27 protein-coding genes are annotated in these 23,262 nt (G+C 69.5%); 15 read left to right on the top strand and 12 right to left on the bottom strand.

Annotation, left to right across the window (positions count from 1 at the left end; all coding sequences use genetic code 11):
- Positions 1–300 precede the first annotated feature (300 nt).
- The 5 genes from NJ4_RS20945 (at position 301) to NJ4_RS20925 (ending at position 6,358) form a co-directional block, all read left to right on the top strand.
- On the top strand, positions 301–867 hold the full coding sequence (locus NJ4_RS20945) for a lipoprotein LpqH (protein WP_067439959.1): 567 nt from the start codon (positions 301–303) through the stop codon (positions 865–867).
- A gap of 86 nt (positions 868–953) precedes the next feature.
- Complete coding sequence (locus NJ4_RS20940) at positions 954–2,606, top strand: hypothetical protein (RefSeq protein WP_067439971.1); 1,653 nt, start codon at positions 954–956, stop codon at positions 2,604–2,606.
- Complete coding sequence (locus NJ4_RS20935) at positions 2,603–3,976, top strand: CHAT domain-containing protein (protein WP_217996941.1); 1,374 nt, start codon at positions 2,603–2,605, stop codon at positions 3,974–3,976. The genes NJ4_RS20940 and NJ4_RS20935 overlap by 4 nt, the downstream gene beginning before the upstream one ends.
- Entirely contained in the window at positions 3,966–5,300 is a 1,335-nt protein-coding gene (locus NJ4_RS20930; protein ID WP_067439953.1) for a hypothetical protein, read from the top strand. Before NJ4_RS20935 ends, NJ4_RS20930 begins: the two co-directional genes overlap by 11 nt.
- Positions 5,297–6,358, top strand: coding sequence for a hypothetical protein (locus NJ4_RS20925; protein WP_067439950.1), 1,062 nt, complete (start codon positions 5,297–5,299; stop codon positions 6,356–6,358). The genes NJ4_RS20930 and NJ4_RS20925 overlap by 4 nt, the downstream gene beginning before the upstream one ends.
- Before the next feature lie 71 nt (positions 6,359–6,429).
- Here the strand turns inward: NJ4_RS20925 and NJ4_RS20920 are convergent, their stop codons facing one another.
- Complete coding sequence (locus NJ4_RS20920) at positions 6,430–7,056, bottom strand: hypothetical protein (protein ID WP_067439947.1); 627 nt, start codon at positions 7,054–7,056, stop codon at positions 6,430–6,432.
- Between the two features lie 105 nt (positions 7,057–7,161).
- On the bottom strand, positions 7,162–7,551 hold the full coding sequence (locus NJ4_RS20915) for a nuclear transport factor 2 family protein (RefSeq protein ID WP_169799304.1): 390 nt from the start codon (positions 7,549–7,551) through the stop codon (positions 7,162–7,164).
- Positions 7,552–7,796: 245 nt separating this feature from the next.
- On the opposite strand from NJ4_RS20915, the gene NJ4_RS20910 reads away from it, so the two are divergent.
- Positions 7,797–8,273: an SRPBCC family protein gene (locus NJ4_RS20910; protein WP_067439942.1), complete on the top strand. Its 477-nt coding sequence runs from the start codon at positions 7,797–7,799 to the stop codon at positions 8,271–8,273.
- A 74-nt stretch (positions 8,274–8,347) separates the two neighbouring features.
- Here the strand turns inward: NJ4_RS20910 and NJ4_RS20905 are convergent, their stop codons facing one another.
- The 3 genes from NJ4_RS20905 to NJ4_RS20895 form a co-directional block, all read right to left on the bottom strand.
- Positions 8,348–9,079, bottom strand: coding sequence for a DinB family protein (locus NJ4_RS20905; protein WP_067439939.1), 732 nt, complete (start codon positions 9,077–9,079; stop codon positions 8,348–8,350).
- A 78-nt stretch (positions 9,080–9,157) separates the two neighbouring features.
- Entirely contained in the window at positions 9,158–10,078 is a 921-nt protein-coding gene (locus NJ4_RS20900) for an aminoglycoside phosphotransferase family protein (RefSeq protein ID WP_217996940.1), read from the bottom strand.
- Between the two features lie 88 nt (positions 10,079–10,166).
- The gene (locus tag NJ4_RS20895; protein ID WP_067439933.1) at positions 10,167–10,760 is read right to left on the bottom strand and encodes a GCN5 family acetyltransferase; all 594 of its coding nucleotides are present in this window, start codon (positions 10,758–10,760) and stop codon (positions 10,167–10,169) included.
- Between the two features lie 158 nt (positions 10,761–10,918).
- Between NJ4_RS20895 and NJ4_RS20890 the strand changes: the two genes are divergently transcribed.
- Positions 10,919–11,266 (top strand): SdpI family protein, encoded by a 348-nt coding sequence (locus NJ4_RS20890; protein WP_067439930.1) that lies wholly within the window; start codon positions 10,919–10,921, stop codon positions 11,264–11,266.
- On the opposite strand, the gene NJ4_RS20885 is transcribed toward NJ4_RS20890, so the two are convergent.
- Positions 11,230–11,655, bottom strand: a complete 426-nt coding sequence (locus NJ4_RS20885; RefSeq protein WP_082748968.1) for an ArsR/SmtB family transcription factor — start codon at positions 11,653–11,655, stop codon at positions 11,230–11,232. The genes NJ4_RS20890 and NJ4_RS20885 overlap by 37 nt on opposite strands.
- A gap of 119 nt (positions 11,656–11,774) precedes the next feature.
- Here NJ4_RS20885 and NJ4_RS20880 point away from each other — a divergent pair, with 119 nt between their 5' ends.
- The 4 genes from NJ4_RS20880 to NJ4_RS20865 all read left to right on the top strand — a co-directional run bounded on the left by NJ4_RS20880 (position 11,775) and on the right by NJ4_RS20865 (position 14,454).
- Entirely contained in the window at positions 11,775–12,917 is a 1,143-nt protein-coding gene (locus NJ4_RS20880; RefSeq protein ID WP_082748967.1) for a cation diffusion facilitator family transporter, read from the top strand.
- A gap of 33 nt (positions 12,918–12,950) precedes the next feature.
- On the top strand, positions 12,951–13,331 hold the full coding sequence (locus NJ4_RS20875; RefSeq protein WP_067439927.1) for an ArsR/SmtB family transcription factor: 381 nt from the start codon (positions 12,951–12,953) through the stop codon (positions 13,329–13,331).
- Complete coding sequence (locus tag NJ4_RS20870; protein ID WP_067439924.1) at positions 13,328–14,053, top strand: cation diffusion facilitator family transporter; 726 nt, start codon at positions 13,328–13,330, stop codon at positions 14,051–14,053. The genes NJ4_RS20875 and NJ4_RS20870 overlap by 4 nt, the downstream gene beginning before the upstream one ends.
- A gap of 65 nt (positions 14,054–14,118) precedes the next feature.
- Positions 14,119–14,454 (top strand): YnfA family protein, encoded by a 336-nt coding sequence (locus NJ4_RS20865; RefSeq protein WP_067439965.1) that lies wholly within the window; start codon positions 14,119–14,121, stop codon positions 14,452–14,454.
- Positions 14,455–14,518: 64 nt separating this feature from the next.
- Here the strand turns inward: NJ4_RS20865 and NJ4_RS20860 are convergent, their stop codons facing one another.
- The 5 genes from NJ4_RS20860 to NJ4_RS20840 all read right to left on the bottom strand — a co-directional run bounded on the left by NJ4_RS20860 (position 14,519) and on the right by NJ4_RS20840 (position 19,246).
- Positions 14,519–14,965, bottom strand: a complete 447-nt coding sequence (locus tag NJ4_RS20860) for an arsenate-mycothiol transferase ArsC (protein ID WP_067439921.1) — start codon at positions 14,963–14,965, stop codon at positions 14,519–14,521.
- Positions 14,962–16,062: an ACR3 family arsenite efflux transporter gene (gene arsB, locus NJ4_RS20855; RefSeq protein ID WP_067439918.1), complete on the bottom strand. Its 1,101-nt coding sequence runs from the start codon at positions 16,060–16,062 to the stop codon at positions 14,962–14,964. The genes NJ4_RS20860 and arsB overlap by 4 nt, the downstream gene beginning before the upstream one ends.
- Positions 16,059–16,487: an ArsR/SmtB family transcription factor gene (locus tag NJ4_RS20850; protein WP_067439915.1), complete on the bottom strand. Its 429-nt coding sequence runs from the start codon at positions 16,485–16,487 to the stop codon at positions 16,059–16,061. The genes arsB and NJ4_RS20850 overlap by 4 nt, the downstream gene beginning before the upstream one ends.
- 64 nt (positions 16,488–16,551) lie before the next feature.
- Positions 16,552–17,829 carry an MFS transporter gene (locus tag NJ4_RS20845; RefSeq protein WP_082748970.1) on the bottom strand — a complete coding sequence of 426 codons (1,278 nt, stop codon included), beginning with the start codon at positions 17,827–17,829 and terminating at the stop codon, positions 16,552–16,554.
- Between the two features lie 58 nt (positions 17,830–17,887).
- A complete protein-coding gene (locus tag NJ4_RS20840; RefSeq protein ID WP_067439912.1) occupies positions 17,888–19,246 on the bottom strand; it encodes an FAD-dependent oxidoreductase in 1,359 nt (452 codons plus the stop codon).
- A 90-nt stretch (positions 19,247–19,336) separates the two neighbouring features.
- Here NJ4_RS20840 and NJ4_RS20835 point away from each other — a divergent pair, with 90 nt between their 5' ends.
- Both NJ4_RS20835 and NJ4_RS20830 read left to right on the top strand, forming a co-directional pair.
- Positions 19,337–20,245, top strand: a complete 909-nt coding sequence (locus tag NJ4_RS20835) for a helix-turn-helix domain-containing GNAT family N-acetyltransferase (RefSeq protein WP_067439909.1) — start codon at positions 19,337–19,339, stop codon at positions 20,243–20,245.
- Between the two features lie 99 nt (positions 20,246–20,344).
- Entirely contained in the window at positions 20,345–20,992 is a 648-nt protein-coding gene (locus tag NJ4_RS20830; protein WP_157551262.1) for a hypothetical protein, read from the top strand.
- On the opposite strand, the gene NJ4_RS26085 is transcribed toward NJ4_RS20830, so the two are convergent.
- The gene (locus tag NJ4_RS26085) at positions 20,989–21,624 is read right to left on the bottom strand and encodes a class I SAM-dependent methyltransferase (RefSeq protein ID WP_067439903.1); all 636 of its coding nucleotides are present in this window, start codon (positions 21,622–21,624) and stop codon (positions 20,989–20,991) included. The genes NJ4_RS20830 and NJ4_RS26085 overlap by 4 nt on opposite strands.
- 60 nt (positions 21,625–21,684) lie before the next feature.
- On the opposite strand from NJ4_RS26085, the gene NJ4_RS26080 reads away from it, so the two are divergent.
- On the top strand, positions 21,685–22,422 hold the full coding sequence (locus NJ4_RS26080) for a hypothetical protein (RefSeq protein WP_067439900.1): 738 nt from the start codon (positions 21,685–21,687) through the stop codon (positions 22,420–22,422).
- 1 nt (position 22,423) lies between these two features.
- Positions 22,424–23,230: a hypothetical protein gene (locus tag NJ4_RS26075; RefSeq protein ID WP_067439897.1), complete on the top strand. Its 807-nt coding sequence runs from the start codon at positions 22,424–22,426 to the stop codon at positions 23,228–23,230.
- The last annotated feature ends 32 nt before the right edge of the window (positions 23,231–23,262 follow it).

Genomic DNA, 23,262 nt, shown 5'->3' with positions numbered 1-23,262 from the left:
GGGAGCGGGTCTTCGGAGACCGGCTCGACACCCTCAGCGCCGTACGGCAGCGGTCGGCCGAGCTCGTCGCGCGGCCTGGCCTGGCGTGGCCGGCCCTCCTCGTTGCGATCCCTGGTCACCATGGGGCCACCCTGTCGCCCCGCACGAGCACAGGCAAGCCGGGAGGACGACAACGTGGGGGATCGTGCCTCGGCTCGAGGCGGCGCTCTGCGCAAAGTTGGGATCGGTAGCCGCCAAGGGGCGGTGGAGTTGCCTCATCACGACGCCACACGGGCGGCGTACGACGAAGGGACTCGACCCATGAAGATCAAGCAGATGCTGACGGTCGCAATCACGGTGCTGGCGATGGCGAGCGGACTCGCCGCGTGCTCGGACGACGACGGTGACAAGAAGTCATCCAACGACTCGAGCGTGAACGCGAACCAGGACGCTGACGACACCGCGCCCGCCGATGACGCGCCGGCTGACGAGGTCACCGACGAGGGTGGTGACGCCGACGTCAGCACCGGCGGCGACACCTCGGTCTCGGTCGAGGGCAAGGATCTCTCCGGACTCGACCTCTCCTCCGTCACCTGCGTCAAGCAGGGCGGCAAGATCAACGTGGCCAGCGGAGCGATCGACGGCCAGGCCGGTCTGGGGATCGTGATGACCGATGAGGAGCAGCCCAAGGTCGAGTCGCTGTCGGTGCTGGTCGATGGCGTGGCGCTCGCCGTCTCCTCGATGGCCGGGGCGCAGGTCGGCTCGGCTGAGGTTGCCGTCGATGGCAGCACCTACACGATCACCGGCGAGGCCACGGGTGCTGACACCAAGGACCCGGCTGCCGGAATGATCACCAAGGAGTTCGAGATCTCGGTCAGCTGCAGCTGATCAGTGTGCCCGGCAGTACCACCGATCCCGGCGTCACGGCCCAGTGCCGTGACGCCGGGATCACCCGTGGCTCCTACGATGAGCCCATGCTTGCTGATCTGGCTCGGGCCCGGCAGATGGCGTTCGCAAGCCACGAGGTGGAGGCACATGCCCTGCTGATGTCGCTGGTCCCGGCCATCGAGAAGGCCGACCGCGACGACTGGATGGCCGAGGTGTTCGCCCAGGTGGGCGAGATCTACCTGGTCCGCACCGCCTACGACCAGGCGGCCGAGTGCACGCGCGAGCTCGCCCACCAGCTCGACCAGATCGCGGCGGCGCTGGCGGGGGAGCCCGCGTCGCTCGACGATCTGACCTTGTCTGAGTCCGAGCTGCGGGCGATCCTCGACCAGTACGTCGCGTGGGCGCGCTTTCTGGAGTCGGGTCTGGCCGCCGCCCGCGGGGATCACGAGGCCGCCAGGGAGGCACTGGACGCGCTGATCGCGGAGCCTCTGCCGGGTCGGCGGTCGGAACGTCGCTATCTCGTGGCGACTGCCCATGCCCGCTGCGCCGCGGCACTGTGCGAGGACGATCGCTATGCGGCGGCCATTCCCTTCTGGGAGCGGGTGATGGAGGAGGTCGAGCGGATGGACGCCGACGACCTCTGGGATGACCGGCTGCTGGTGACCGCGGGACTGGGCTACGGCAGCTTCTGTGTCGAGACCGGCCGGCTGACCGAGGCCGAACCGTGGCTCCGACGCGCCGGTGCCCGAGCCGAGGCACGCGGCTGGAGCCTCGACATCTCCCGCGCCAAACTCGAACGGGGCATCGCCCGCTGGCGCGTCGGCGACCTGGTCAACGCCGAGCAGCTCCTGCATGACTCCTACCCCGCCATCGCCGAGCACGCGCGGGCGCACGACGTCTCCCGGGTCTGGTACCACCGGGGCCTGGTCCGGCTCGCGATCGGCGACCTGCCCGCGGTCGAGGAGTCCTGGGACCACGCCGAGCGACACTGGCGCGAGATCGACAAACCGCTGCACGTGCACCGACTCCTCGTGCAGCGCAGCTGGATCCCGATCTTCCGCAGCCAGTTCGCCGAAGCCGTCGAGTACGTCGCCCGCGCCCGCGACGTGCTCGAGGAGTGGCCACGCAGCACCTGGGTGCAGTACGCACGCCTCGACTTCCAACTTGGCATGGTCTGGCGTGCGGACGCCCTCGCCGACCTGGGCTTCGACACCCAGGGCGAGCTGGCCGTCTACTCGTCACGACCCGGCTCGCGCAAGCACCAGCGAGCGATGCGCAAGTTGGAGCAGGCCGCCGACCTGATCATCCCGGCGGCCCTGGCGGTCGACGCCGAGCGAAACGCCATCACCGACTCCGGCGCCCGGGCTCGCTGGGCCACCAGCATCTCCGCGCCGATGTACGCCGGCGCGTTCGCGATCGCGCACTCCTGGGAGAACACCGCGCTCATCGCGGAGCTGATCGAGCACCACAGCGTCCGGGGTGCGTTCGAGGCCTCGAACGCGGACGGTGGACCGGTCCCGGGCGCCACCGACCTGCCCGTCGCCGTCCTTCCCGAGGGCCCGGTGAGCACCCTGACCAGACAACGTCCGGCAGTCACCCTGACCCGGATCGGGCCGGCCCCCGAACTGCAGATGGACCCCGGGGGACAACCGATCCTGCGGCGCTACCGGGAGTTGGCCGTGACCCGCTACGGCCGCACGATCACCACCGATGAACCCGTCTGGCGGACCTGGCCGTGACCACCCTCGTGTTGCGGTACGCCGACGTGGGCGTGGCGACGTACGCCAGCCTGCGGGTGGTGGGCGCGCCCGAACGCACCGTCACGTGGACCGTCGAGGAGCCGCTGCTGCTCGCCGCGCTCGAGGAGCTGACCGACGCGCTGCCGGAGCCGCGCGGCGACGAGTCGGTGGCCGATGCGGTCGACCGGGCGCGCAACCGCGGCGGCTTCAGGGACCCGGACGCCGAGCTCACCCTCGCCTACCGGCTTGCCGTCGTGCTGGTCCCGATGGAGGCCTGGAAGCTGATCCTCGACTGCGTCTCCGACCCGCGGCCCGACCTGTTCGTGGCCCCCAGTGCTCGCCTCGGACGGGTGCCGTGGGGCCAGCTCGCCGTGCCGACGTCGGCACCGGACTTCATCTCCCTGTTGCGGGCCAGCAGTGAGGCGATCACGACCGAAGGCACCAGCGCCGCCCGGATCAGCTGGCCCGACGCGCGCCGCCACACCTTCCGCGAGCGGTTCCGGTTGATGGAGCTGGCCGACGTGGCGATGGCCGTGCCGGCCAACATCGCCGCCCACCACTCCTCGACCGGGCCGGTCGAGGAGGAGTGTCCCCTCCTCGTGCTGGACCCGCGAGTGCCCGGACAACGCGCCGACGGAGCCCTCGGCTCGGTGCTCGGCCGTCCGGGCACGGAGACCGTGCTCAGCCGTCATTACGCGCCGGCGGTGGCCGACAAGGCCACGCTGCCGATCGTGGCGGAGCCCGTGGAGCTCTTCCGGCGCACCGATGCGGATCGTCGGTGGCTGGCCGACCAGCTGGAGCAGCGGCCCAGCCGGCTGGTGTTCGTCGGGCATGTCAGCGCGGCTCCGGAGGCCGGTGGCGCGGAGGGCACGGCGCTGCACCTGGCCTGCCACTCCGACCTGGCGGGCCACGCCGATCCGGTCGGCGAACACCGGCCGCTCCAGGTTCGTGACCTGCTCGAGCTCGGCGTACCCATCCCGCCGCGGGTGGCGCTGCTGGCCTGCGCGTCCGGTGGCGACTACCGCTTCGATGAGGCCGCCGGGCTGGTCGCGGCCATGGTCCTCGGTGGCGCCGAGGTGGTCACCGCGACCCTGTGGTCACTTCCGACCGCGGCCGGCTTCGGGCATGCGTCCCCGGACCCGGCGGCGCACGGGACCGACGGTGAGGGCGACGGCAGGGGCGACCTGATGTCCGACCTGGTCGTCGCCATCGACGTGGCCCACCAGGACGCGGACCCCGGACGGTCGGTCAACAGCTGGCAGCGTGAGCAGATGCGTCGCTGGCGCGCGGGCGACTCCGCGGCCAACCCGATCTACTGGGCGGCCGTCGCGACGTACCGCCTGGGCGCAGGTGGCATCCATGAGCAGTGACCTCGAGACCGGGACGACCGCCGCGACCGCGACCACGGCGCTCCCGCGGCGTGCGGTGATCGACCGGGCCTGGCGAGAGCTCGGGTCCGAGGTTGCGTTGCTGAGCGGCAGGGACGGTGGTCCGCTGAGCCGGACGGTCAAGCGCATCCTCGACCCGCTCGTGTTCCGGCTGCGGGTGCATGCGGAGTACGGGCAGCCGGTGGTCACCGCCGAGATCGCCGGAGCCATGCGCACCGAACTTCTCGACCACGCCGCCATCCTGCGCGCCTGCGCGTCCTGGTTCGCCGTCCTCAAGGCACGACGGCGAACGTTGGGCATCACCGCCGGCAACGCGCAGGAGCTCTACTTCCCGGTCTGCTTCGAGCTGGCCGTGACCCGCGGTGCACCAGCCGTCGATCCGGTCCAGGTGACCGACGTCGCCGACGAGGTGCTGGGCGAGATCCACGAGGGGCATCACCACCGCGCCGTCGAAGCGCTCGACGAACACTTGGCAGACCCGAGTGTCGTGGCAGTCCTGGCTGCCCAGGTCGAGCAGAGCTGGGCAGACATCCGATCCGGGCCTGCCGACGTCACCGGGTTCCTCGAGCGGATGCGAACGGTCCACCAGGACGCGTCGAACCATCAGGAACGACGAACCCGGCAGCAGGCGTGGGCCGCGCTGGTGGTCGACGACGCGGCGTACGAGCTGGGGGTGCGGATCCGCCGCCCGGACGGCGATGTGCCGTGGTCGGTCGGCGACCTTGGTCTGTGCGCCGAACCGCCGCAACAGCGCCCGTTGGTCCTGGCGGAGTCGTCGGGTCGGCCGCTGGATCGAAGTGTCGTCGAACGGGTGCGGGCCACGCTGCGCCGCTCCCGCGATCGTGACGAGCTGCCCGTCGTGCCGGTGCTGTGCAGCGAGGAGGCGGACCGTGCCTGTGCGCCGTGGGGGCTCTTGGCCGAGGACCTCCAGGCGACTCTGGTGAACGGGATCGTGGTCGCTGTCCAGCTCAGACCGTTGGAGGGCTCCACTGTTCCGGACTCGGGGTTCGTGGCGAGCATCCAGGCACGTCTGCGCAAGGAGGCCTATGTGTTGCATGCTCGGCGCCTTCTCGCCGCTGACGGTGCGCTGCACCCCCGACAGCGCCAGGTTGTCGGCGAACTCGCTGCCTTTGCTCAGCCCTACGTGAGGCGACTCTGGGCGCGACTGCACGGTCGCGACGTCTGGCAGGAGTCGTGTGATGACATCGATGAGGTGCGCTCGTTGCTCAGCGGGGTGGCCCGATCGGTGAGCCTGGACCACCGGCAACAGATCAAGGCGATGCTCGAGCCGGAGGTGAGGGCATGAAGTTCACTGTGGAGAACGGGCTGTGGGCCTGCGGGGCGCCGGTGGATCCGCCGCCGTTGGTGGCCGTCCTCGAGGTGAGTGGCGCGATCTTGGAGTGGACGGTGGACGAGCCGGAGCCCGCACCGCGGATCACGCTGACCGACGTCGACGCCGCGGACTGGCTGTGGCGGGTGGTCGGCGAGGACGCCCACGTCCGGCTGGTCGAGGCCGTTGCCGGCGCGGCAGGTTCGGTCGACGTACCCATCGACGCTGGTGCGTTGTCGCCTTTGCGGCGCCTGGCGCTGGGGCACTGGATGCGTCGCTGGTGGCCGGCCAGTGCCCGCGACGGCATCTCTGCGCTGACGACCGCGGTCCTTGACGCCGAGCTGGCCCTGCTGAGCGTCGCCGTCGAGGAGTTCCTCGACCAGGAGGCCTTCGATGCAGAGCTCGAGGCGTTGGTGCGGGGCTTGGCCGACCTGCCGGCACCGCTGCGGGCGGACCCCAGGGTCGCCGATCTGGTGACAGCATGCAGCGAGCTGCCGGTAGCGGTGCCGGAGCCCGGGACCGGCGCACGGTGGCGCGCCGACTACGCGCTCGTCGCCGGATCCGAGAGCCGGGCTGCCCCGGGCGTGATTGCCGCCGGGACCGCATCGGTCAGCTGGGCCTCCGTCCCGCCAGGCGTGTTCGACGCCGGCGAGGACACCCTGACGTGGTCGGTGGTGACGAGCGCAGAGCCGAACGGCTCACCCGCGCGGGTCATCGGGCGGGTGCAGACTGTGCTCGCCGACCCCACCGCCCCCCACCCCCTTGCCGCTGGGATCGCCGTGCAGCTGCGCAGCGGTGCGTTGGCTGCTGTCGGGGAGCTCGACGCCGAGGGCGCCGCAGGGCTCTCCCTCGATCTGGCCGAGTCCGCGGCCTGGGACCACGACTGGGCGACGACCGAGGTGCAGGTCGGCGTGGGCAGCGGCGAGTCACGTGCCGTGCGGGAGCGGGTACGCCGCTTCGTGCGCTCGCGTCTCGCCGCGCCCCCGGAGGACGCCTTCCTTGCCGAGTTGCTCGCCGCGGAGGACGACTACTGAGGTAGATCAGTACGCCACTCACTCGTGCCCGAGGCCCCGCCGACGAGGCCTCCGCTACTGCGATTGGCCCGTCACGAAGGCGATGACGATGCGGCTTCCGCCGCAGCGAGGCGTTCGATCAGGAACGCTGATCCCGGGTCCGAGGACCCCCGGTGCTCGACGAGGTCCGAAATGCTGGAACGTGCTTCTTCCAGGCGACCCTGAGCGATGTCCAACAAGATCCGCGAAGCCCCCCGCCCCATGCCGACGAAGCAGTTGTCGACGGCGTGACGGAGACCGGCATCATCCAGGCTTCTCCGGACGGCAGGTAGGGCACGTTCGTCCAGGATGGTGACGATCCCTTCGCCGACAACCACGGGATCTGAACTGACGCTGATCGTGTAGTTGGCAGATCGGTCGCCCTCGGGTTCAACGCTGTCAAACCAGTCGTGATCGGACCAGACCGAGGGTTTCCTTGGCTTCTCCCCCAGGGCCTGGTTCACCTCCTTGAGGTACCGGGACTGGACACCACAATGAATACTGAAGTGGGTGGTCTCAGACGTGGAGCGCTTCGGGTTCCCGCTGAGGAGGACGCTTCCGGTGTGGCCCGAATCGCCGTCGAGGTAGTAGTTCCCGCTGCCACCACGGAACCCGCGATCACGCATGGCAGGCGTGATCGTGTCCTTGAGCATGGTCTTGTACACCTCACGCGCGTGCATCCGCCGAGCATAGGACGATCATCATTGTCAGTTGAGTGTCATGGGAGTGGAAGTGGCCCCGGATGAGCACTGTCCAGCCCGGCAGCTCGACCACCCGCCACGCGCTCACGTACCAACCCTGGGTTGCCAGAGAACGTTGAGAAGCTGCCAGCGCCCACCGAATCGTGCCACTTGGACGTGGTCCACGTAGTCGGTCGAAAGCACCTTGACGGTGGCCAGGTCGCCGTAGGCGTCGAGCACCGTGACGACGTAGTTGCCCTGTCTCGGACGAGCCGTCGTGGCGAGGACCATGTCCTGACGACTCATCTCGTCGATGCTGCCGTCGGGTTCGACCGCGCGTTTCACGAGCGCCTCGTGGAGGCAGCTGCCCATCCGAGCCGCGTCGTTGTCCAGCCACGCGGCGATGTAGTCGGTGGCCGCGGCGACGATTGCTTCGTGATCGGCCTCGGTGACCGAGCCTTCGGCCGGGTCTGCTGGCCATTCAGGCGCCGTCACGAGACGACCGCCGTGCATCCGATCGCTGCAGGTACGCCGGGACCCTCAACAACTCGGACGTCCATGCCAGTCTCCTCATCGAGTGGGGTGTACCCACCATGGAGCCACGACCGAACACCACGCAAGGACTGCGGATCGTCGACGGCCGCGCACAGCCCCGTCTTGACGTCCGGATGGCGCGTTCGGCGTGTTCGTGTCGATGTGCACGCGCCTGCCGGCGTTCCAGGCCTGCGATCATCGAGGCCATGGACTCCACTCCTCGCACTCATGCAGAATCGATCGTTGTCCGGGCGACCGGCGACGAGCTCTACGCACTGGTCTCCGACGTCACTCGAACCGGTGAGTGGTCGCCGGTCTGTCAGGAATGCTGGTGGGATGAGGGCGAGGGCGCCCGGGTCGGTGCCTGGTTCACCGGGAGGAACGCCGTGCCCGGCCGGACCTGGGAGACGCGTTCTCAGGTCGTCGCGGCCACACCTGGTCGCGAGTTCGCCTGGATGGTCGGTCGGGGCTACGTGCGATGGGGCTTTCTCCTCGAACCGGGCGACGAAGTCGGTACGACGACCCTGACCGAGTCCTGGGAGTTCACCGGTGCCGGGCAGGAGTTCTTCGTCGAGCGGTTCGGAGACGATGCACCGGACCAGGTCGCGGACCGCACCCATGCGGCTCACGTCGGCATTCCGGCAACCCTCGCAGCGATCAAGCGGATCGCCGAAGCCGACTGAGGCCCCGCAGCGACACGTCCGTCAGGGGTCCGGCCTCGACCGCGAGGTGCGGCAGTCCCGGCTCAGCTGTTGGCTCAGGAGCCCTGTGACGACTCCTGCCGCGACATTCTGTCCAGGTCGCGTGTGCAGAACCCGTGGTGAGCCCATTCCTCGTCGAGCACGGTGCCGAGGCATTGCCGCACGGACCGCTCCTTGGCGTACGGCGGCCATCTGTCGTCGTCGGGCACCGGTGCGGTCTGCGCGAGCTGATCAGGCGTGACCTCGGCGAGCCATGTCTCGATCTCCGAAGCCTGCCGGATTCGCACGGCGAGCACGTCGTCGAGCCCCGGACGAACGGACTGGTCCAGCCCGTTCTCCTCCTGGTCCATGACCGACGGTGGACCCAGCCCCATGGCCGTGAACGGTTCGGTGATCCCGAGCGCGCATCGTCGGAACCAGGAGTCGTGCACGAAGACAAGGTGACGCAGGGTCTCGACCATCGACCACTCGCCGTCGACGCCGTGATGTTCGCTGTTCTCGGGCATGGACCGGACCCGCTCGGTGGTCGTCGCCCAGTCGTTCCGCAGTTGTCGCCAGGCCTCGCGCAGGTCGGCCGGTTCATCGGAGCGGATCAGCAAGCGGACCGGGTGGCGGCGGTCGAGCTCCGCCTCGACGTACGGCATCACCTCGACCCCGTTGACCACGAGATTGGTGACCAGGCCGTCGATCTCAGCGTCCTGCATGACCACGCCGACCATCCGAGCCCTACTCAGGTCGCACTCGCGGAACTCCGCGCCGGTGAGGTCCTCGTCGTCGAAGCGTCGCATGCGGACAGGCTAGGCCCCACCGAAAGGCACCGCGCCGACCTGCCGCCTTCCGTTCGCCCCTGCTTGCGGTCAGGCCGGTCAGCGAAGTGAGACGCCGACCTCGTGAGCAACGGCCTCGACCATCGTGGTGAGTTTGGCCGTGCGATCAGGCATGGACTGTCGGTAGTTCTCGATGGTCAGGAGGCCGGGCCCGACGAACGCCCATGCCCGAGCTCTCAGCCAGGTCACCTCGTCGGTCTCGGACTCCGAGCGGAGAACCTCGCGTGCCGGCTCGTCGAACATGCTCCAGGCGTAGAGGAGGTCAACGGAGCGATCGCCGACGCCCAGACCGCCGAAGTCGATGACACCAGCGAGGTCGCCCTCTGGGGTGGCCAGCACGTTCTCGGCCGAGAGGTCGGTGTGAACCCAGCAAGGCTGGTTGGACGCGGGCGGGACGTCGCGGATGCGTCGCCAGGCCTCCTTGACCTGACGTGGGTCGAACAGGTCCCGTAGATGGTCGGCTGCGCTGTCGGCCCATCCATCAATCACGTCAGTCACCGGTTCTCCGGCTCGGTATCCCCACTGCTCGGCGCCGGGGCTGAGGCCGAAGGTGTCCACCCGGTGCAACTGACGCATGAACCGGCCCAGACCGGCTGCCATGCGGGTCTGCTCGGGCGGATCCAATTCCTTGGGTGTGTCGCCCGGGACCCATGTCACGACGGTCCAGGGCCGCGCGAACACGGCTGATGGCTCGGCCAGGAACCGCACCTCGGGCACCGGAACTGAGAGATGGGGTGCGAGGCGTGGAAGCCACCGTGCCTCAGACAGCAGGTCGGCAACGTAGGAGTTCGAGCGGGGAAGGCGGACGGCGCACGCATCACCGACGCGATAGACGAAGTTGCTGCTGCCTTCAGCGTTGCTGGGCCGAACGCTCTCACCCGCCAGCTGAGGGAACTGCTCGCGCAGGAGTTGCGCAACAAGAGAGGCATCCGGGATCACGTCACCACTGGCGTGCTTCACGTGGAACATGGTTGGCGACGTCGCCCGTTCACTCAACCGAATATCAACTCGCGCCAGTGCCGCGACTGGTGAGCCGGGTCGCCCACGATCACGAATCGTCGCCCAGCCGTCTCCGCACCACACGCCGACGCAGGGTGGGCGAGGAGACCACCTCATAACCGGCCTCGATGAAGATCTGCAGCAGCCCGACCGACGCCTCGTCCCAGATCACCGACTTGCCCGGCGGCGGTTCGATCGGATAGCCCTCCAGGACGCGGGCGCCGACCTGCTCGCCGTACCGGACGGTCGCAGCGGCGAGCTCGTAGGTCAGTCCGGACGTGCGCTGGCCCTTGCGTACGACGAAACAGGTGACTGACCAGACGCCCTCGAGCTCGGGGTCCATCCGCATCCAGGGCTGCTTCCGACTCCACAGTCTCGGGTAGTTCTCCCGCGGCTCGACGGCGACCCAGCCGGCCGCTTCGCCGTCGACGTACCCGATCAGCCCGGACGTCGGTCCGGCGGTGCCACAGGCGGTCTGCTCCAGCAGCGCGTCGTCGCGCTGCTGCTGGGTGGTGTCGCGCCAGATCCAGCCGGGCACCTTCAGTGCCTGGCAACGGCACTTGTGGGCGCCCCCCGTGGCGAACACGGCCTGGACGTCCTCGGTCGCTGCCTGGTTCGCCGGGAGCCAGGTGAATTCGGGCATGCGGCGACACTAGTGGAACCCCGCTGGGAGGCACATCTACCTTGACGGGTACGTATTTGAGTTGTGACGGCCGTGGTCGTGGAATCTGCTCTGTGCGCGCTGGCGGACGAGGGCCGGCCACTCTCATCGACCGTTCCCGCCATGGATAGCATCCCGGCATGAGTGAGTTCGCGGCAGCAAAGGTCATGCTGGCAACCGTGCTCGCGGCGAGTGGTGTCGTGCTCGTGTGGGTAGCGCGCGCCACGGCGACCGGTCGACTCGGTCGCAACCCGTGGGCAGGGATCCGTACTCGCGCCACGTCGGCCAGTGACGATGCCTGGTTGACCGCGCACCGCGCTGCACAGCGACCGTCGGAGGCGAGTGGCTGGTGCCTGGTTGCGGCCGGGGTGGTGGCCGTCTTGGCCCCATCGTCGCCCATCCTGATCGGCGCAGCGCTTGTCGGGGTGACGTCAACGCTCGCCCTGACGCTCTACGGAGCTCGCGTGGGCATGCGCGCGGTCCGCTGACCCGATCTGCGCTCTGCGAGGACCTCGCGTCCCGTCGCCTCCGCCGTGTCTGTGGCGGCCAGCCGTAGGTGTTCGGCGTGTGAGTGCGCTTGGTCGATCAGGCCGACGATGTGATCGTCGAAGAGTTGGTAGGCCACGTGGCGGCCGTGGCGTTCAGCGAGAACGAAGCCGAGGTCGCGCAGATGGCGGAGTTGGTGGGAGACCGCCGACTGCTCCAGGCCCAACGCCTCAGTGAGCTCTCCGACGGTCATGGGCCCTTCACGCAGCTCGTTCAGCAGCTGCACGCGACTCGGGTTGGCCAGGCCCTGGAGGATACGTGCGACCTCGTGGGCGCTTCCCGAGGCAAGGTCTGCAGTTGTGTGCGACCTGCTGCTGCGCTGGTGGGCCATGGGGGCATCCTACGGGCGAACATATGATGGATTCATCATATGTCGTAGTCTGGGGCCGAGTCCTTGCCCGTGGCCACGCCAGTTCAGCCACGCCTGATCGACCGCATGGGAGCGATCACATGACCAGACCCGACGAAACTCACGCACACGATCACGGCCGTCACAGCGGCGAGCGCGAGGAGGACCACGCCAGTGGACCGTGGGCCCGCCTCAGGCATGCCCTGGTGCCTCACTCGCACGACGCCAACGACGCGATCCAGACTGCCGAAGAGGCCAGTGACCACGGCATCCGGGCCGCTTGGATCGGGCTGGCCGGGATGATGGCCACAGCCATGGCACAGGTGCTCATCGTCGCGGTGTCAGGATCCGTGGCGCTGTTGGCCGACACGGTGCACAACCTCGGTCATGCGGCCACCACGATCCCCTTGATCCTCGCCTTCCGAATCGGACGGCGCCCGGGCAACAGCCGCTACAGCTACGGCTACCGGCGCGCCGAGGATCTCGCCGGCCTCTTCATCGGACTGATCATCGCCCTCTCGGCGGCATGGATCATCTGGGAGTCGATCGACGCGCTCCTGCACCCACGTGAGCTGACGAACCTGGGATGGGTCTTCGCAGCGGGGATCGTCGGCTTCCTCGGCAACGAGATCGTCGCGGTGTACCGGATCCGCGCCGGCCGTCGCATCGGGTCGGCGGCCCTGATCGCCGAAGGACGACACGCCCGCGCCGACGGCCTGACCTCGATCGCAGTCGTGGTGGGCGTGCTCGGCGTGTGGGCAGGCCTTGCCCGCGCCGACGCCGTGGTCGGCCTCCTGATCGGGGTGACGATCGTCGGCATCCTCATCTCCTCCCTGCGGACCGTGACCTGCCGCCTGATGGACGGCGTCGACGACGGGCTCATCGAACAGATGACTGATACCGCCGGTCACAGCACCGGAGTGCGAGGAGTCGACCGGGTTCGCGCCCGTTGGACCGGACACCGCATCGAAGGCGACCTGATCGTCCGCACCGACCCCGACCTGACGGTGATCCAGGCCCACCGCATCGCAGAAGAGGTCGAACACGCGCTCCTCCACGCGACCCCGAGCCTGGAGTCTGTCGTCGTGCACGTGCACCCCGTTGTCCCCCCTGCCCAGGAGGAACTGCTGCACGAACTCACCGGACACCACGGCAGCCCGGCAGCACGGAGGGCCTACTTGGCACGTCACGGACGAGCAGCTCGGGGGGCCGGCATCCTTGAGCAGGAAGCCACTGACGCTTGACGACCGTCCCCCGATTGACGCTAACATCGCTGCATGGCGATCAATGCGCAGGTTTCTCCGGTGCCCTCCGACTCGCTCGACGAGGCCGCAGCCGGCCGGGCAGCGGCATGTCTGTTCCGGGGGATGAGCGATCCGTCCCGGGTGGTGATCCTGCGTCATCTGCTGCTGGGTGAGCACAACGTGAATGAGCTGACCAAGCATCTCGGACTGGCCCAGTCGACGGTTTCCAAGCATCTCACCTGCCTGCGCGACTGCGGCCTCGTCGAGTCGCGACCCGTCGGTCGCGCGTCGGTGTTCTCGCTGACCCACCCGGGAGCCGTGCTCAAGGTGTTCGCCGCCGCGGAGGAGCTGCTGGCCGCCACAGGTGATGCCGTGGTGCTCTGCCCGAACTACGGAGACGGAGCCCCGCGGTGAGCGTGCACGTCCACGCAACGACATACGTCGCAGACCCGGCCCGCCGCCAACAGCTCGGTCGCAGGGCCCAGTTGCTCGCAGCCGCCTCGGTCTCCTACAACGTCGTCGAAGCGGTCATCGCCATCACCGCCGGCCTTGTGGCCGGCTCGATCGCGCTCGTCGGGTTCGGACTCGACTCGATCGTGGAGGTCAGCAGCGGCCTGATCATCCTCTGGCAGTTCCGCCACCCCATGCCAGAGTCCCGCGAACGGCGGGCGCTCAAACTGATGGCCGTTTCGTTCTTCGCCCTCGCCGGCTACGTGTCGTTCGAGTCCGTGCGCGCCCTGGTCGGTGGGCACGAGCCGGCCCCGTCCCCTGTGGGCATCGTTCTGGCCGCCGCGTCGCTCCTGATCATGCCGTTCCTCTCCTGGGCCCAACGACGCACCGGCCGGAGCCTCGGCTCGAACGCCGTTGTCGCCGACTCCACCCAGACCCTGCTCTGCACCTACCTGTCCGCGGTTCTCCTTTCCGGCCTGGTCCTCAACGCCGCCCTCGGCTGGTCGTGGGCCGACCCGATCGCCGGACTGGTCATCGCGGCCGTCGCCGTCCGAGAAGGTCTCGAGGCCTGGCGCGGCGGAGGCTGCGCCTGCGGTCCCACCCCGGCCGCGGTCAGCGGCCTTGGTGGTGCAGCGGCCGACGATCCCTGCGAGGACGACTGCTGCAGTCACGACCGGACACGGTGAGCGCCGGGATCCGTCTCGGCGGTGCGTGGTCTCGCCGGGCCCCGTGCCTGGGGCACGATGTCACCGTGGACACACTGAGGTCGATCGCCCTGTTCATTGCCGCTGCCATCGCTGAGATCGGTGGCGCGTGGCTGGTCTGGCAGGGCGTTCGGGAGCACCGTGGCTGGGTGTGGATCGGCGCCGGGGTGATCGCGCTGGGCGTGTACGGATTCGTCGCCACCCTCCAGGCCGATGCCAACTTCGGCCGCATCCTCGCCGCCTACGGGGGCGTCTTCGTGGCCGGTTCCTTGGCCTGGGGAATGACGTTCGACGGTTTTCGACCTGATCGGTACGACGTCGTCGGTGCGATGATCTGCCTGCTCGGCGTCGCCGTGATCATGTACTCCCCACGCGCCAGCTGACCGCCGACCACCGACCGCGCAGCGATCGCCATCTCGGCTGAGGTATCCAGGGGCGTACGCCGGCTCAGCCCTGCGCGAGGACGGAGGGCGGGAGCTGGATGTCGGGCACGAGCTCGGTGAGCAGATCCCGGACTCGGCCGTCGAGGTCGGCGATGATGCCGCGGACGGCCTCCTCGTCCTGCCCACCGGGGTCGGCGACGGGCCAGTCGACGTACGTCACGCCGGGGACGTAGGGGCACTCCTCACCGCACCCGAGGGTGATCGCCATGGTGCTGGCCGCGATGGTGTCGCGGGTGAGCAGCTTGGGCTCTTCGCGCGAGGTGTCGAGGCCGAGCTTCTCAAGGACCTCGGCGACCTCGGCGTGGATGTGCTCCCCGGGTTGGGTGCCCGCGGAGAGGGCGCGGACCCGTCCACCGGCATAGTGCTCGGTCAGGACCCGGCTGATCACCGAGCGGCCGCCGTTGCGGACGCATGCGAAGACGACCTGGGGAGTGGATTGCCGCACTGTCATCGGGTGGCGCCTGTGATGGCGCGGTCGGGGAAGAAGCGGCGAGCCCAGAGGCTGACGTAGACGAGCCCGACCAGGACGGGGACTTCGATGAGGGGGCCGACGACGCCGGCCAGTGCTTGCCCGGAGGTGACCCCGAAGACGCCGATCGCCACCGCGATGGCGAGCTCGAAGTTGTTGCCGGCCGCCGTGAACGAGACCGCCGTGGCGCGCTGGTAGTCGAACCCGAGCGCCTTGGTGAGCAGCATGGAGCCGCCCCACATGAGGGCGAAGTACGCCAGCAGGGGCAACGCGATGCGTGCGACGTCGAGGGGCTGGTTGGTGATGGTGTCGCCCTGGAGGGCGAAGAGCAGGACGATGGTGAACAGCAGGCCGTAGAGGGCGGACGGTCCGATGCGAGGCAGGAACGTCGTCTCGTACCACTCGCGCCCCTTGGCTCGTTCGCCGAGCGTGCGGGTGAGGTAGCCGGCCAGCAGCGGGATGCCGAGGAAGATCAGCACGGACTTGGCGATGTCCCACATGGAGACGTTGAGAGCCGCCTGCTCCAGGCCCAGCCAACCGGGCAGGACCTGGAGGTAGAAGTAGCCCAGCACGGCGAAGGCGAGGATCTGGAAGACCGCGTTGATCGCGACCAGGATCGCTGCGGCTTCACGGTCGCCGCAGGCCAGGTCGTTCCAGATGAGCACCATGGCGATGCAGCGGGCGAGCCCGACGATGATCAGGCCGGTGCGGTATTCGGGCAGGTCCGGGAGCATCAGCCAGGCCAGCGTGAACATCAGCGCGGGTCCGAGCACCCAGTTGAGCAGGATCGAGGTGCCCAGCATGCGCCGGTCGCCGGTGACGTGCCCGAGCTCGTCGTAGCGCACCTTGGCCAGCACGGGGTACATCATCACCAGCAGCCCGATCGCGATCGGCAGGGAGACCGAGCCGACCTCGACGGCGGCGAGCGCGTCGTCGAGACCGGTGACCCAACGGCCGAGGAGCAGGCCGGCGACCATGGCGACCCCGATCCAGACCGGCAGGAACCGATCGAGGGTCGAGAGACGCTGCAGGACGGGGTTGTCGGCGGCGGGCGGAGTCTCGTGGACGGTGCCGCTCATGCCGGAGCGCCCGTCATCGGGGCACACGCGTCGGCACCGGGTGCGGTGGTGTTGCCGGTGGTGTTGCCGGTGGTGAACAGGCTGGCGAGGGCGGCCATCGCCTCGGGTCGCGCGATGTAGTAGACCCAGGTGGCGCGCTTCTCGCGGTCGAGCAGCCCGGCGTCGTGGAGCACCTTGAGGTGATGACTGATCGTCGGCTGCGACAGGTCGAAGTGCGGCAGCAGGTCGCACACGCACGCCTCGCCGCCCTCGTGTGAGAGGACCAGTGAGAGCAGCCGCAGTCGGGTCGGGTCGGCGATCGCCTTGAGCATGGAGACCACGCCGGTGGCGCGTTCGGTGCTGATGGGTTCACGGGCCAACGGGACACAGCAGGCGAGGTCGTCGAGCACCGACGCCACTCGCTGCTCCCGAACAGAGTTAGACATGCGTCAATGTTGACACACTTCGATATTGTCTGCCACAGAGAGGCCCGCCCACAGAGATCGCGCCTCAGCTGACCTCTGGGGGAAGGTCGGGTCGCTCGGGCGTGGTGCCGAGCATGAGGAGGGCTGCCACCCCGGCCAGGGCCGCGAGGACCAGGAACGCGTCGGTGTAGGAACCCAGGGCATGGGCCAGTGCTGCCCCGACGAACGGTGCGAGGGCCGAGGCGGTCAGGGCGGGTGCGGTGAGGATGCCGTTGAGGGTTCCGTAGGCGGCCGGGCCCCACCGGTCGGTCACGGCGGTGGCCTGGACGAGGGTGTAGATGCCTCGCGCCAGCCCGAGCGCCATGCCGAGAAGGATGAGCAGTCCCGCAGAGCTCGGCGCCGCCGCCAGGGCGGCCGTGGCGACCGCGAGACCGGCGACCACGATGACACCACGGCCGGTCACGGAGGTTGCGGCCGCAAACCTGGCGTATCCGAGCCGGCCGGCGACCTGACCCACGCCGCCGAGACCCAGCGCCACGGCTGCGAGGTTTCGGCTCATGCTCTGCTCGATCAACATCGGCACCAGGTTGATCACGACCGCGAAGACCGCCAGGGCAGTGAGGGCGTTGGCCATCGTGAGCAGCAGGAACGGGGTGCTTCGTACGACGGCCGCGGTCCGCGGGGCGGAGGTTCCCTGAGGGCGAGCCCGTGAGTGCCGGTGGTGGTGGGCCTCCTGCCATGGGCGATTGAGGCCCCACCAGTGCAACGGAACGGTGACCAGAACAAGGCCGCCCAGGAGCACGAGGTACGTCTGCCGCCACCCCAAGGCATCGTCGAGCACGGATGCCAGTGGGGCGAAGACGGTGCTGGCCAGTCCGGCCACCAGGGTCAGCGTCGTCAGCGCACGCACCCGCCGTGCCCCGCCCCAGCGGGTCAGGGCGGCGAAGGCCGGCGGATAGAGGGTCCCGGCCATGGCAATCCCGGTCAGCACCCACCCGGCGTAGAACACCCCCAGATTCGGCGCCAGCGCAACCGTCGTCACCCCTGGAACCGCGACGAGGGACGACAGCGTCATCACTGCCCGAGGGCCGTAGGCGTCGATGTGCCGCCCGATCCACACGCCGACACCGCCGGCGACGAGCTGGGAGAGGGAGAAGGCGCCGGTGACCGCCACGCTCGACCAGTCCGTGTCGGCGGTGATGGAGGACTGCAGCGTGGCAAACGCGTAGTACAGAACGCCCCAGGAGATGATCTGGACGGTGCTGAGCACAGCGACCACGTCGCGCAGCCCGGCTGCGTCGAGGGAGCCTGGTTGCGAGGTGGACCGCCCTTCGGTGGCCGCGGCGGCCTCGGGCTCGGTCATCTCGTCATGGTCCACGAGCGCCCGGGGCCTTCGCGGGCGCCGCGAGGCTGCTGGCGCCTCACTCGCTGACGCGGCCGAGCGTGATCAGCTGCGGCTCTGCCGCAGCCGGGCCGCAGCACCCGCCTCCTGCGGAGGAGAGGGCAGCGGCGTCGGCCTCGTCGAAGGCGCCGGCTCCGTTGCACACCCCGGTCTCGGGGAGCACCAGCTCCACGCGGCCGGCTGCCTCGAGGTCGCCGTCCAGGGCCGCCATGACCGAGCGAACCTGCTCGTAGCCCGTCATCGCCAGGAATGACGGCGCCCGCCCGTAGGACTTCATCCCTACCAGGTAGAGGCCCTGCTCGGGCTGGGCCAGCTCCCGGTAGCCGTGGGGCGCGACGTCGCCACAGCTGTGGTGGTCCGGGTGAATCTGGTCGGCGAGGACCCGGGTCGCGCCCAGCGCCGGGTCGAGATCCAGGCGGACCTCGGAGAGGAACCCGAAGTCGGGGCGGAAGCCGGTCACGACGATGACCTCGTCGACATCGCTGATCTGCTGGCCGGTGCCGGAGGTGATGCTCAAGCGACCGTCATCCTGAGCCGTCACGGACTGTGTCCGGAACTGGGTCACGTTGGTGACCAGCCCGCTGGTGGCGGCCGCTCTGGCGTCCTGCCCGAGCTTGCCGCGTTGCTCGAGCTGGTCGTTGTCGCCACCACCGAAGGCGTCTCCCACACTGGGGCGGCGCAACAGCCACGAGACCCTGGTGGCGGCGTCCTCCCGGGCAAGCCTGGCCAGGCCCACGAGGACGCCCTGAGCCGAGGCGCCCTTGCCGGCGACCGCGACGTGCTTGCCGGCGTACCGAGCCGCGACGACCGGGTCCCGGAAGTCGGGGATGCCGTAGGTGATGCGCGCCGCGTTCTCGGTCTCCCCGAGCGCGGGGTAGCCGTCTGCGCCGAGCGGGTTCGGACGTGTCCACGTTCCCGAGGCGTCCACGACCGCGCTGCCCAGGAGTCGCTCGCGTCCCTGCGGGCCTTCCACGTGGACGGCGAACGGGTCGTTCTCCCGGCCGGAGTCGACCATCAGGTCGCGGCCGGCGCGACCGACCCCGACCACCCGCGAGTCGTAGCGGACCGACCCGCCTGCGGTGGCGTGCAGCAGGTCGGCGAGAGGCTGGAGGTAGGCGGTGCGCCACTCCCGGCCGGTGGGGTAGGCGTCGCTCTCCGGTGCCGGCCAGGTGCCGGCTGCCTCGAGGAGGCGGCGGGCTGCGGGGTCGATCAGCTCGAACCACGACGAGAACAGCCGCACGTGCGCCCACTCGCCAACCGTCGAACCGGCGTCCGGACCGGCTTCGAGAACCACGAAGTCCATCCCACGCTCGGCGGCGTTCGCGGCGGCCGCCAGCCCGATGGGGCCGGCGCCGATGATGATCACGGGGTGTTGCATGACTCGCTCCTCAGCTCCAGAGTGTATCGACAAGCATCGATGGAACGAGAGTATCGATCGACGTCGATGAATACAAGGTAGTATTTCTGCATGACGCCCTCACCCGTCCCCGCAGTCGACGCATCACCCTCACCGCAGAGTCGATCGACGCTCCCGGTGATCGACACGGTCACCCGCCGTGCGGCTCTCGGCAAGGCCGAGGCGGAGAACTACGCAGAGTGGTTCGCCGTCCTTGCCGACCCCACGAGGGTGCGCCTGCTGCACACGCTCTCCACCTCTGCGGCCGGGGCGCTGCGCATCGGCGACCTGGCTGCCGCGCTGGGTGTCAGCCAGTCCACCTGCTCCCACCACGTCGACCTGCTGAGGAAGGTCGGGTTCGTGGTGATCGACAAGGTGGGCACCTCGAGCATGGTCTCGGTCAACGCCGCCTGCTGCACCGGTCTGCCGCACGCCGCGGACGTCGTCATGGGCACCCTGTCCGCGCCGCCGTGCTGCCCCGCGGACCTGCCCGCCGACGTCACCACCCGCCCGGTGACGGAGAGCGACCTGCCGGCCGTGCTGGCGATCTACGACGAAGGACTCGCCACGCGCAACGCCACCTTCGAGACCAGGACCCCCACCGCCAAGCAACTCCGTGCCCGGTGGCTGCCCGACCTGGCGTGGGTCGCGGAGCTCGACGGCCAGGTCGTCGGTTGGACAGCGGTCACCCCGACGTCGGCCAGGGAGTGCTACGCCGGTGTCGGTGAGACCTCGGTGTACGTCACCGCGGCGGCTCGCGGACGCGGAGTCGGCAAGTCCCTGCTCTTCACCCAGGTCACCGAGGCCGACAGCGCCGGGCTGTGGACGCTGCAGACCTCGATCTTTCCGGAGAACCGGGCCAGCCTCGCCCTGCACCACTCCGCCGGCTACCGCACCCTGGCGGTGCGAACCCGCATCGGCCAGCTCGACGGAGTCTGGCGCGACACGGTCCTGCTCGAGAGGCGCAGCGAGGTCAACTGAGGCGACGCCCGGGTCCGCCGGCACCGGCGTCGTCGGGCGCTGCCTGCGACAAGGGATCGCCCGCCGGGCGCCTCTGCCACGCCTCGTAGCATGTGCGCCGTGGTGCATCAGCGAAACTGGACGGTTCCCGGCTCCGTGCTCCTTCCGCTCTCCGTGGTGGTCGGCTACGAGCTGGTGACAGGGCTGGGGTTCCTGTGGCCCGAACACCCCTGGGTGGCGATCGTCGGCTCGATCACGGTCAGCATCCTTCTCTGGCTGGTCGCGACGCTGTGGTTCCACCGTCGTACGAGATGGTGGCGCACGCTGTGCCTGCTCCCGTTTGCCGCAGTGTTCGTCTTCCCGATGGTCGGCGCGGCCAGCCTGGGCACCGACATGGCCCTGGAGAAGCACGCCGAGCTGGTGGGCGGCGAGGTCGCCGACATCGCGGTCGAGCAGACCAACCACCGTGAGGGCAGGGAGTCCTACCGGACCACCTACACGTTCGTCGCCAGCGAGGACGGTCGCGAGCTCGGCACGGTCGACTACCGCGGCAGCAGGGACGCCTACGACCTGGAGGTCGGCGACAGCACCGACCTCTTGGTGGACCCGTCGGGTGAGCTGCCGCTGAAGCTGGCCGATCGGGTCGACAGCGGCGACGACATCGCCATGGTCGCGATCGGAGGCGTCCTCTTCGTCATCGTGTACTCGATCGGGCTGTGCTGGCCGATGGTGCGGCGGCCCGACGCCATCGGGCGGCCAGCGACCTAGCCGGGCACCTGCCCCGTCGCCAGGAACATCGGGAAGTCCCGCTCCCCGCCGTCGACCTGCTTGGTCACCGCCCCGGCATCGGTCATCGCGATGTCGGTGAAGCCGGCCGTCTCCAGCCACCGCCGCATGTCATCACGGGTGAAGCCGTCGTGGCCGTGGAAGTCGTGCACCGTGGCGTGGAAGTCGCCGTGAGGGTCGCGATCAAGATCAACCAGGGCGATCCGGCCGCCCGGTCGCAGCAGCTCGGCACAGCGTCGTACGACGGTCGCGACGTCGCCCATGTGGTGCAGGGCGAGCTGACCCATCACCAGGTCGAACCTCTCGTCGGGCAGCGGGTCGTGCTCGATGTCGTAGAGCCGCGCCTCCCACCCGTCGTACGCCGGGTCGTCGAGCGTCGCGGTGGCCGCCTGGACCATGCCGGGTGCACCGTCGGTGACGACCACCGTGCCGAGGTCGTCGGCAAGCGCCCGGGCGAGCAGGCCGGTGCCTGCGCCGATCTCGAGGGCATGCATGTCGTCACGGAGCGGCAGGACTCCGCGCATCACCGCGGCGACCGAGCTCGCCCGGTTGACGTGGGTGGGGTCGTCGTCCCAGGTCGCCGCCTGGTCGCTGAATCTGTCGATGTCGGCCATGTCGTTGAGCCTAGTCCGAGGTGAGAAGGCCCGACGTGACCGGCGGTTAGGCTGCGGTGCATGGTCATCGGCTCTGCCATCGTCTCGATCTGTCTCGGCGCGGTCCTGATCCTCATCCGGTGGATCACCGGCGCCCTCTTCACGCAGCTGACTGAACCGCCCACGGTGCACGACCCGGACGAGGCGATCCGGAGACACACGGAGCTGTGGGGTCGGGACCCGGTGGACGTCGCGACCTGGCTCGGCACGCCCCGCCACAGGGACGTGGAGCCCGCGCACTTCGTCGCGGAGATCGAGCGGCGCACCGGCGGTGAGAACACGGACGAGGGCGGCGGCGTCAGGGGTGAGCTCTGGCTCCAGCGGCGCGGATCGCCGACTCGGGGCCGGGTGACGATCGACCTGGATCGACCCGACAACGCGCGCACCGGAACCTTCGTCCCCGTGCGCCAGGACGCGGACGGTGCTCTCGAGGTGGCCCAGAACCTCTCCGAGGACGAGACCCGTCGGCTGCTGCTCGAGCACCGCGTCAAGACCTGTCTGATGGACCTGCCGACCGCGGCCGCGCACACGCTTGCCGGCCGCGCGGCGGTCGTCGAACCGCACGTGGTGAGGCCGACCGGACGGGTCCACCTGGGTCACGTGGAGATCGTGGCCCGGTTCCGTGACGAGGGACAGATCGAGCACGAGGTGACTGGCTTCCTGCGTCCCACCGAGCTGGCGCTGGTACGTCGTACCCGTGGGCTGCCGGTGGCGGTCGATCCCGACGGGGTCTGGCGACTCGGGACGGGATGGTACTGAGATGGCGGAGGAGCTGATCGCGATCGAGGGTCGGGACGCACCGGACGCATTCATGCGCGAGGCGCATCGCACCGCCCTTCGCGTGGCGGTGCGCAGGCAGCAGTTCGCCACGCTCGTCAACGTCCTCGCCCTCGGCGCGGGCCTGGTGGTCGTGTTCCTCTGGCGCGACTCATGGACGATCACGCTGCCGGTGGCGCTGGCCGTGGCACTGGTGGGAGCCTGCTGCGGATTCCCCCCGAGCGTGAACGATGAGCGCCCCGTTCCGGAGACCGAGCTCGAGGTCGCGCGGTTGCTGGACTCCACCATTCGCACGTGGGGCGGCAGCAGGGACGGGGAGCACCGTGTCCGGCTGACCGGTGAGGACTCGTCGGGCCGACTCGTTCACGGCGAGGTGTGGCTGAGGGCCGACGGTGGCTGCGAGCCGCCCTTCGGCGCCCTCTTCGGCTTCCGCCGCCACCCCACCATGCGTCAGCTGGTGCACATCGAGCAGCAGACAGACCGGCTCGACCTCGACCGGCTCGAGGTGCGCGCACGAATCGCGCAGGGACTGCTGCCCGACGATGCGGCGGAAGCCCTGGACACCGGCATGGTCACCGAGGCCGAGGTCACTGACCTGGAGGTGGGCGACGACGTCCGGGGCCTGCGCTCCCACGTGCGGCTCGAGCTCCGCCTCAGTGACGGCAGCGCGACGTCCGCGACGGCCTACCTGCTCCCCGAGGAGCTCGGCGACGTGGCCCCGGGGAGCACGGTGCGGATCGCCCGAGGTCGCAGGGACGCGGTCCTGCTCGGTACGTCGGCCGGGCTGTGATGTCGTGACGCGGGAGATCTTCCGGCGCGTGG

This window comes from Nocardioides jensenii JCM 1364 = NBRC 14755, assembly GCF_001552535.1.
Taxonomy (GTDB): domain Bacteria; phylum Actinomycetota; class Actinomycetes; order Propionibacteriales; family Nocardioidaceae; genus Nocardioides; species Nocardioides jensenii.
Note: the sequence above shows the minus strand (reverse complement) of the source record. Positions and strands in the feature narration are given on the sequence as shown.

Excerpts from the sequence above, each read along its gene's own strand:
- NJ4_RS20945 (WP_067439959.1), top strand. The coding sequence starts at position 301 with ATGAAGATCAAGCAGATGCTGACGGTCGCAATCACGGTGCTGGCGATG.
- NJ4_RS20940 (WP_067439971.1), top strand. The coding sequence starts at position 954 with ATGCTTGCTGATCTGGCTCGGGCCCGGCAGATGGCGTTCGCAAGCCAC.
- NJ4_RS20930 (WP_067439953.1), top strand. The coding sequence starts at position 3,966 with ATGAGCAGTGACCTCGAGACCGGGACGACCGCCGCGACCGCGACCACG.
- NJ4_RS20925 (WP_067439950.1), top strand. The coding sequence starts at position 5,297 with ATGAAGTTCACTGTGGAGAACGGGCTGTGGGCCTGCGGGGCGCCGGTG.
- NJ4_RS20920 (WP_067439947.1), bottom strand. The coding sequence starts at position 7,056 with ATGCACGCGCGTGAGGTGTACAAGACCATGCTCAAGGACACGATCACG.
- NJ4_RS20910 (WP_067439942.1), top strand. The coding sequence starts at position 7,797 with ATGGACTCCACTCCTCGCACTCATGCAGAATCGATCGTTGTCCGGGCG.
- NJ4_RS20905 (WP_067439939.1), bottom strand. The coding sequence starts at position 9,079 with ATGCGACGCTTCGACGACGAGGACCTCACCGGCGCGGAGTTCCGCGAG.
- NJ4_RS20895 (WP_067439933.1), bottom strand. The coding sequence starts at position 10,760 with ATGCCCGAATTCACCTGGCTCCCGGCGAACCAGGCAGCGACCGAGGAC.
- NJ4_RS20890 (WP_067439930.1), top strand. The coding sequence starts at position 10,919 with ATGAGTGAGTTCGCGGCAGCAAAGGTCATGCTGGCAACCGTGCTCGCG.
- NJ4_RS20885 (WP_082748968.1), bottom strand. The coding sequence starts at position 11,655 with ATGGCCCACCAGCGCAGCAGCAGGTCGCACACAACTGCAGACCTTGCC.
- NJ4_RS20880 (WP_082748967.1), top strand. The coding sequence starts at position 11,775 with ATGACCAGACCCGACGAAACTCACGCACACGATCACGGCCGTCACAGC.
- NJ4_RS20875 (WP_067439927.1), top strand. The coding sequence starts at position 12,951 with ATGGCGATCAATGCGCAGGTTTCTCCGGTGCCCTCCGACTCGCTCGAC.
- NJ4_RS20860 (WP_067439921.1), bottom strand. The coding sequence starts at position 14,965 with ATGACAGTGCGGCAATCCACTCCCCAGGTCGTCTTCGCATGCGTCCGC.
- arsB (WP_067439918.1), bottom strand. The coding sequence starts at position 16,062 with ATGAGCGGCACCGTCCACGAGACTCCGCCCGCCGCCGACAACCCCGTC.
- NJ4_RS20850 (WP_067439915.1), bottom strand. The coding sequence starts at position 16,487 with ATGTCTAACTCTGTTCGGGAGCAGCGAGTGGCGTCGGTGCTCGACGAC.
- NJ4_RS20845 (WP_082748970.1), bottom strand. The coding sequence starts at position 17,829 with ATGACCGAGCCCGAGGCCGCCGCGGCCACCGAAGGGCGGTCCACCTCG.
- NJ4_RS20840 (WP_067439912.1), bottom strand. The coding sequence starts at position 19,246 with ATGCAACACCCCGTGATCATCATCGGCGCCGGCCCCATCGGGCTGGCG.
- NJ4_RS20835 (WP_067439909.1), top strand. The coding sequence starts at position 19,337 with ATGACGCCCTCACCCGTCCCCGCAGTCGACGCATCACCCTCACCGCAG.
- NJ4_RS26085 (WP_067439903.1), bottom strand. The coding sequence starts at position 21,624 with ATGGCCGACATCGACAGATTCAGCGACCAGGCGGCGACCTGGGACGAC.
- NJ4_RS26080 (WP_067439900.1), top strand. The coding sequence starts at position 21,685 with ATGGTCATCGGCTCTGCCATCGTCTCGATCTGTCTCGGCGCGGTCCTG.
- NJ4_RS26075 (WP_067439897.1), top strand. The coding sequence starts at position 22,424 with ATGGCGGAGGAGCTGATCGCGATCGAGGGTCGGGACGCACCGGACGCA.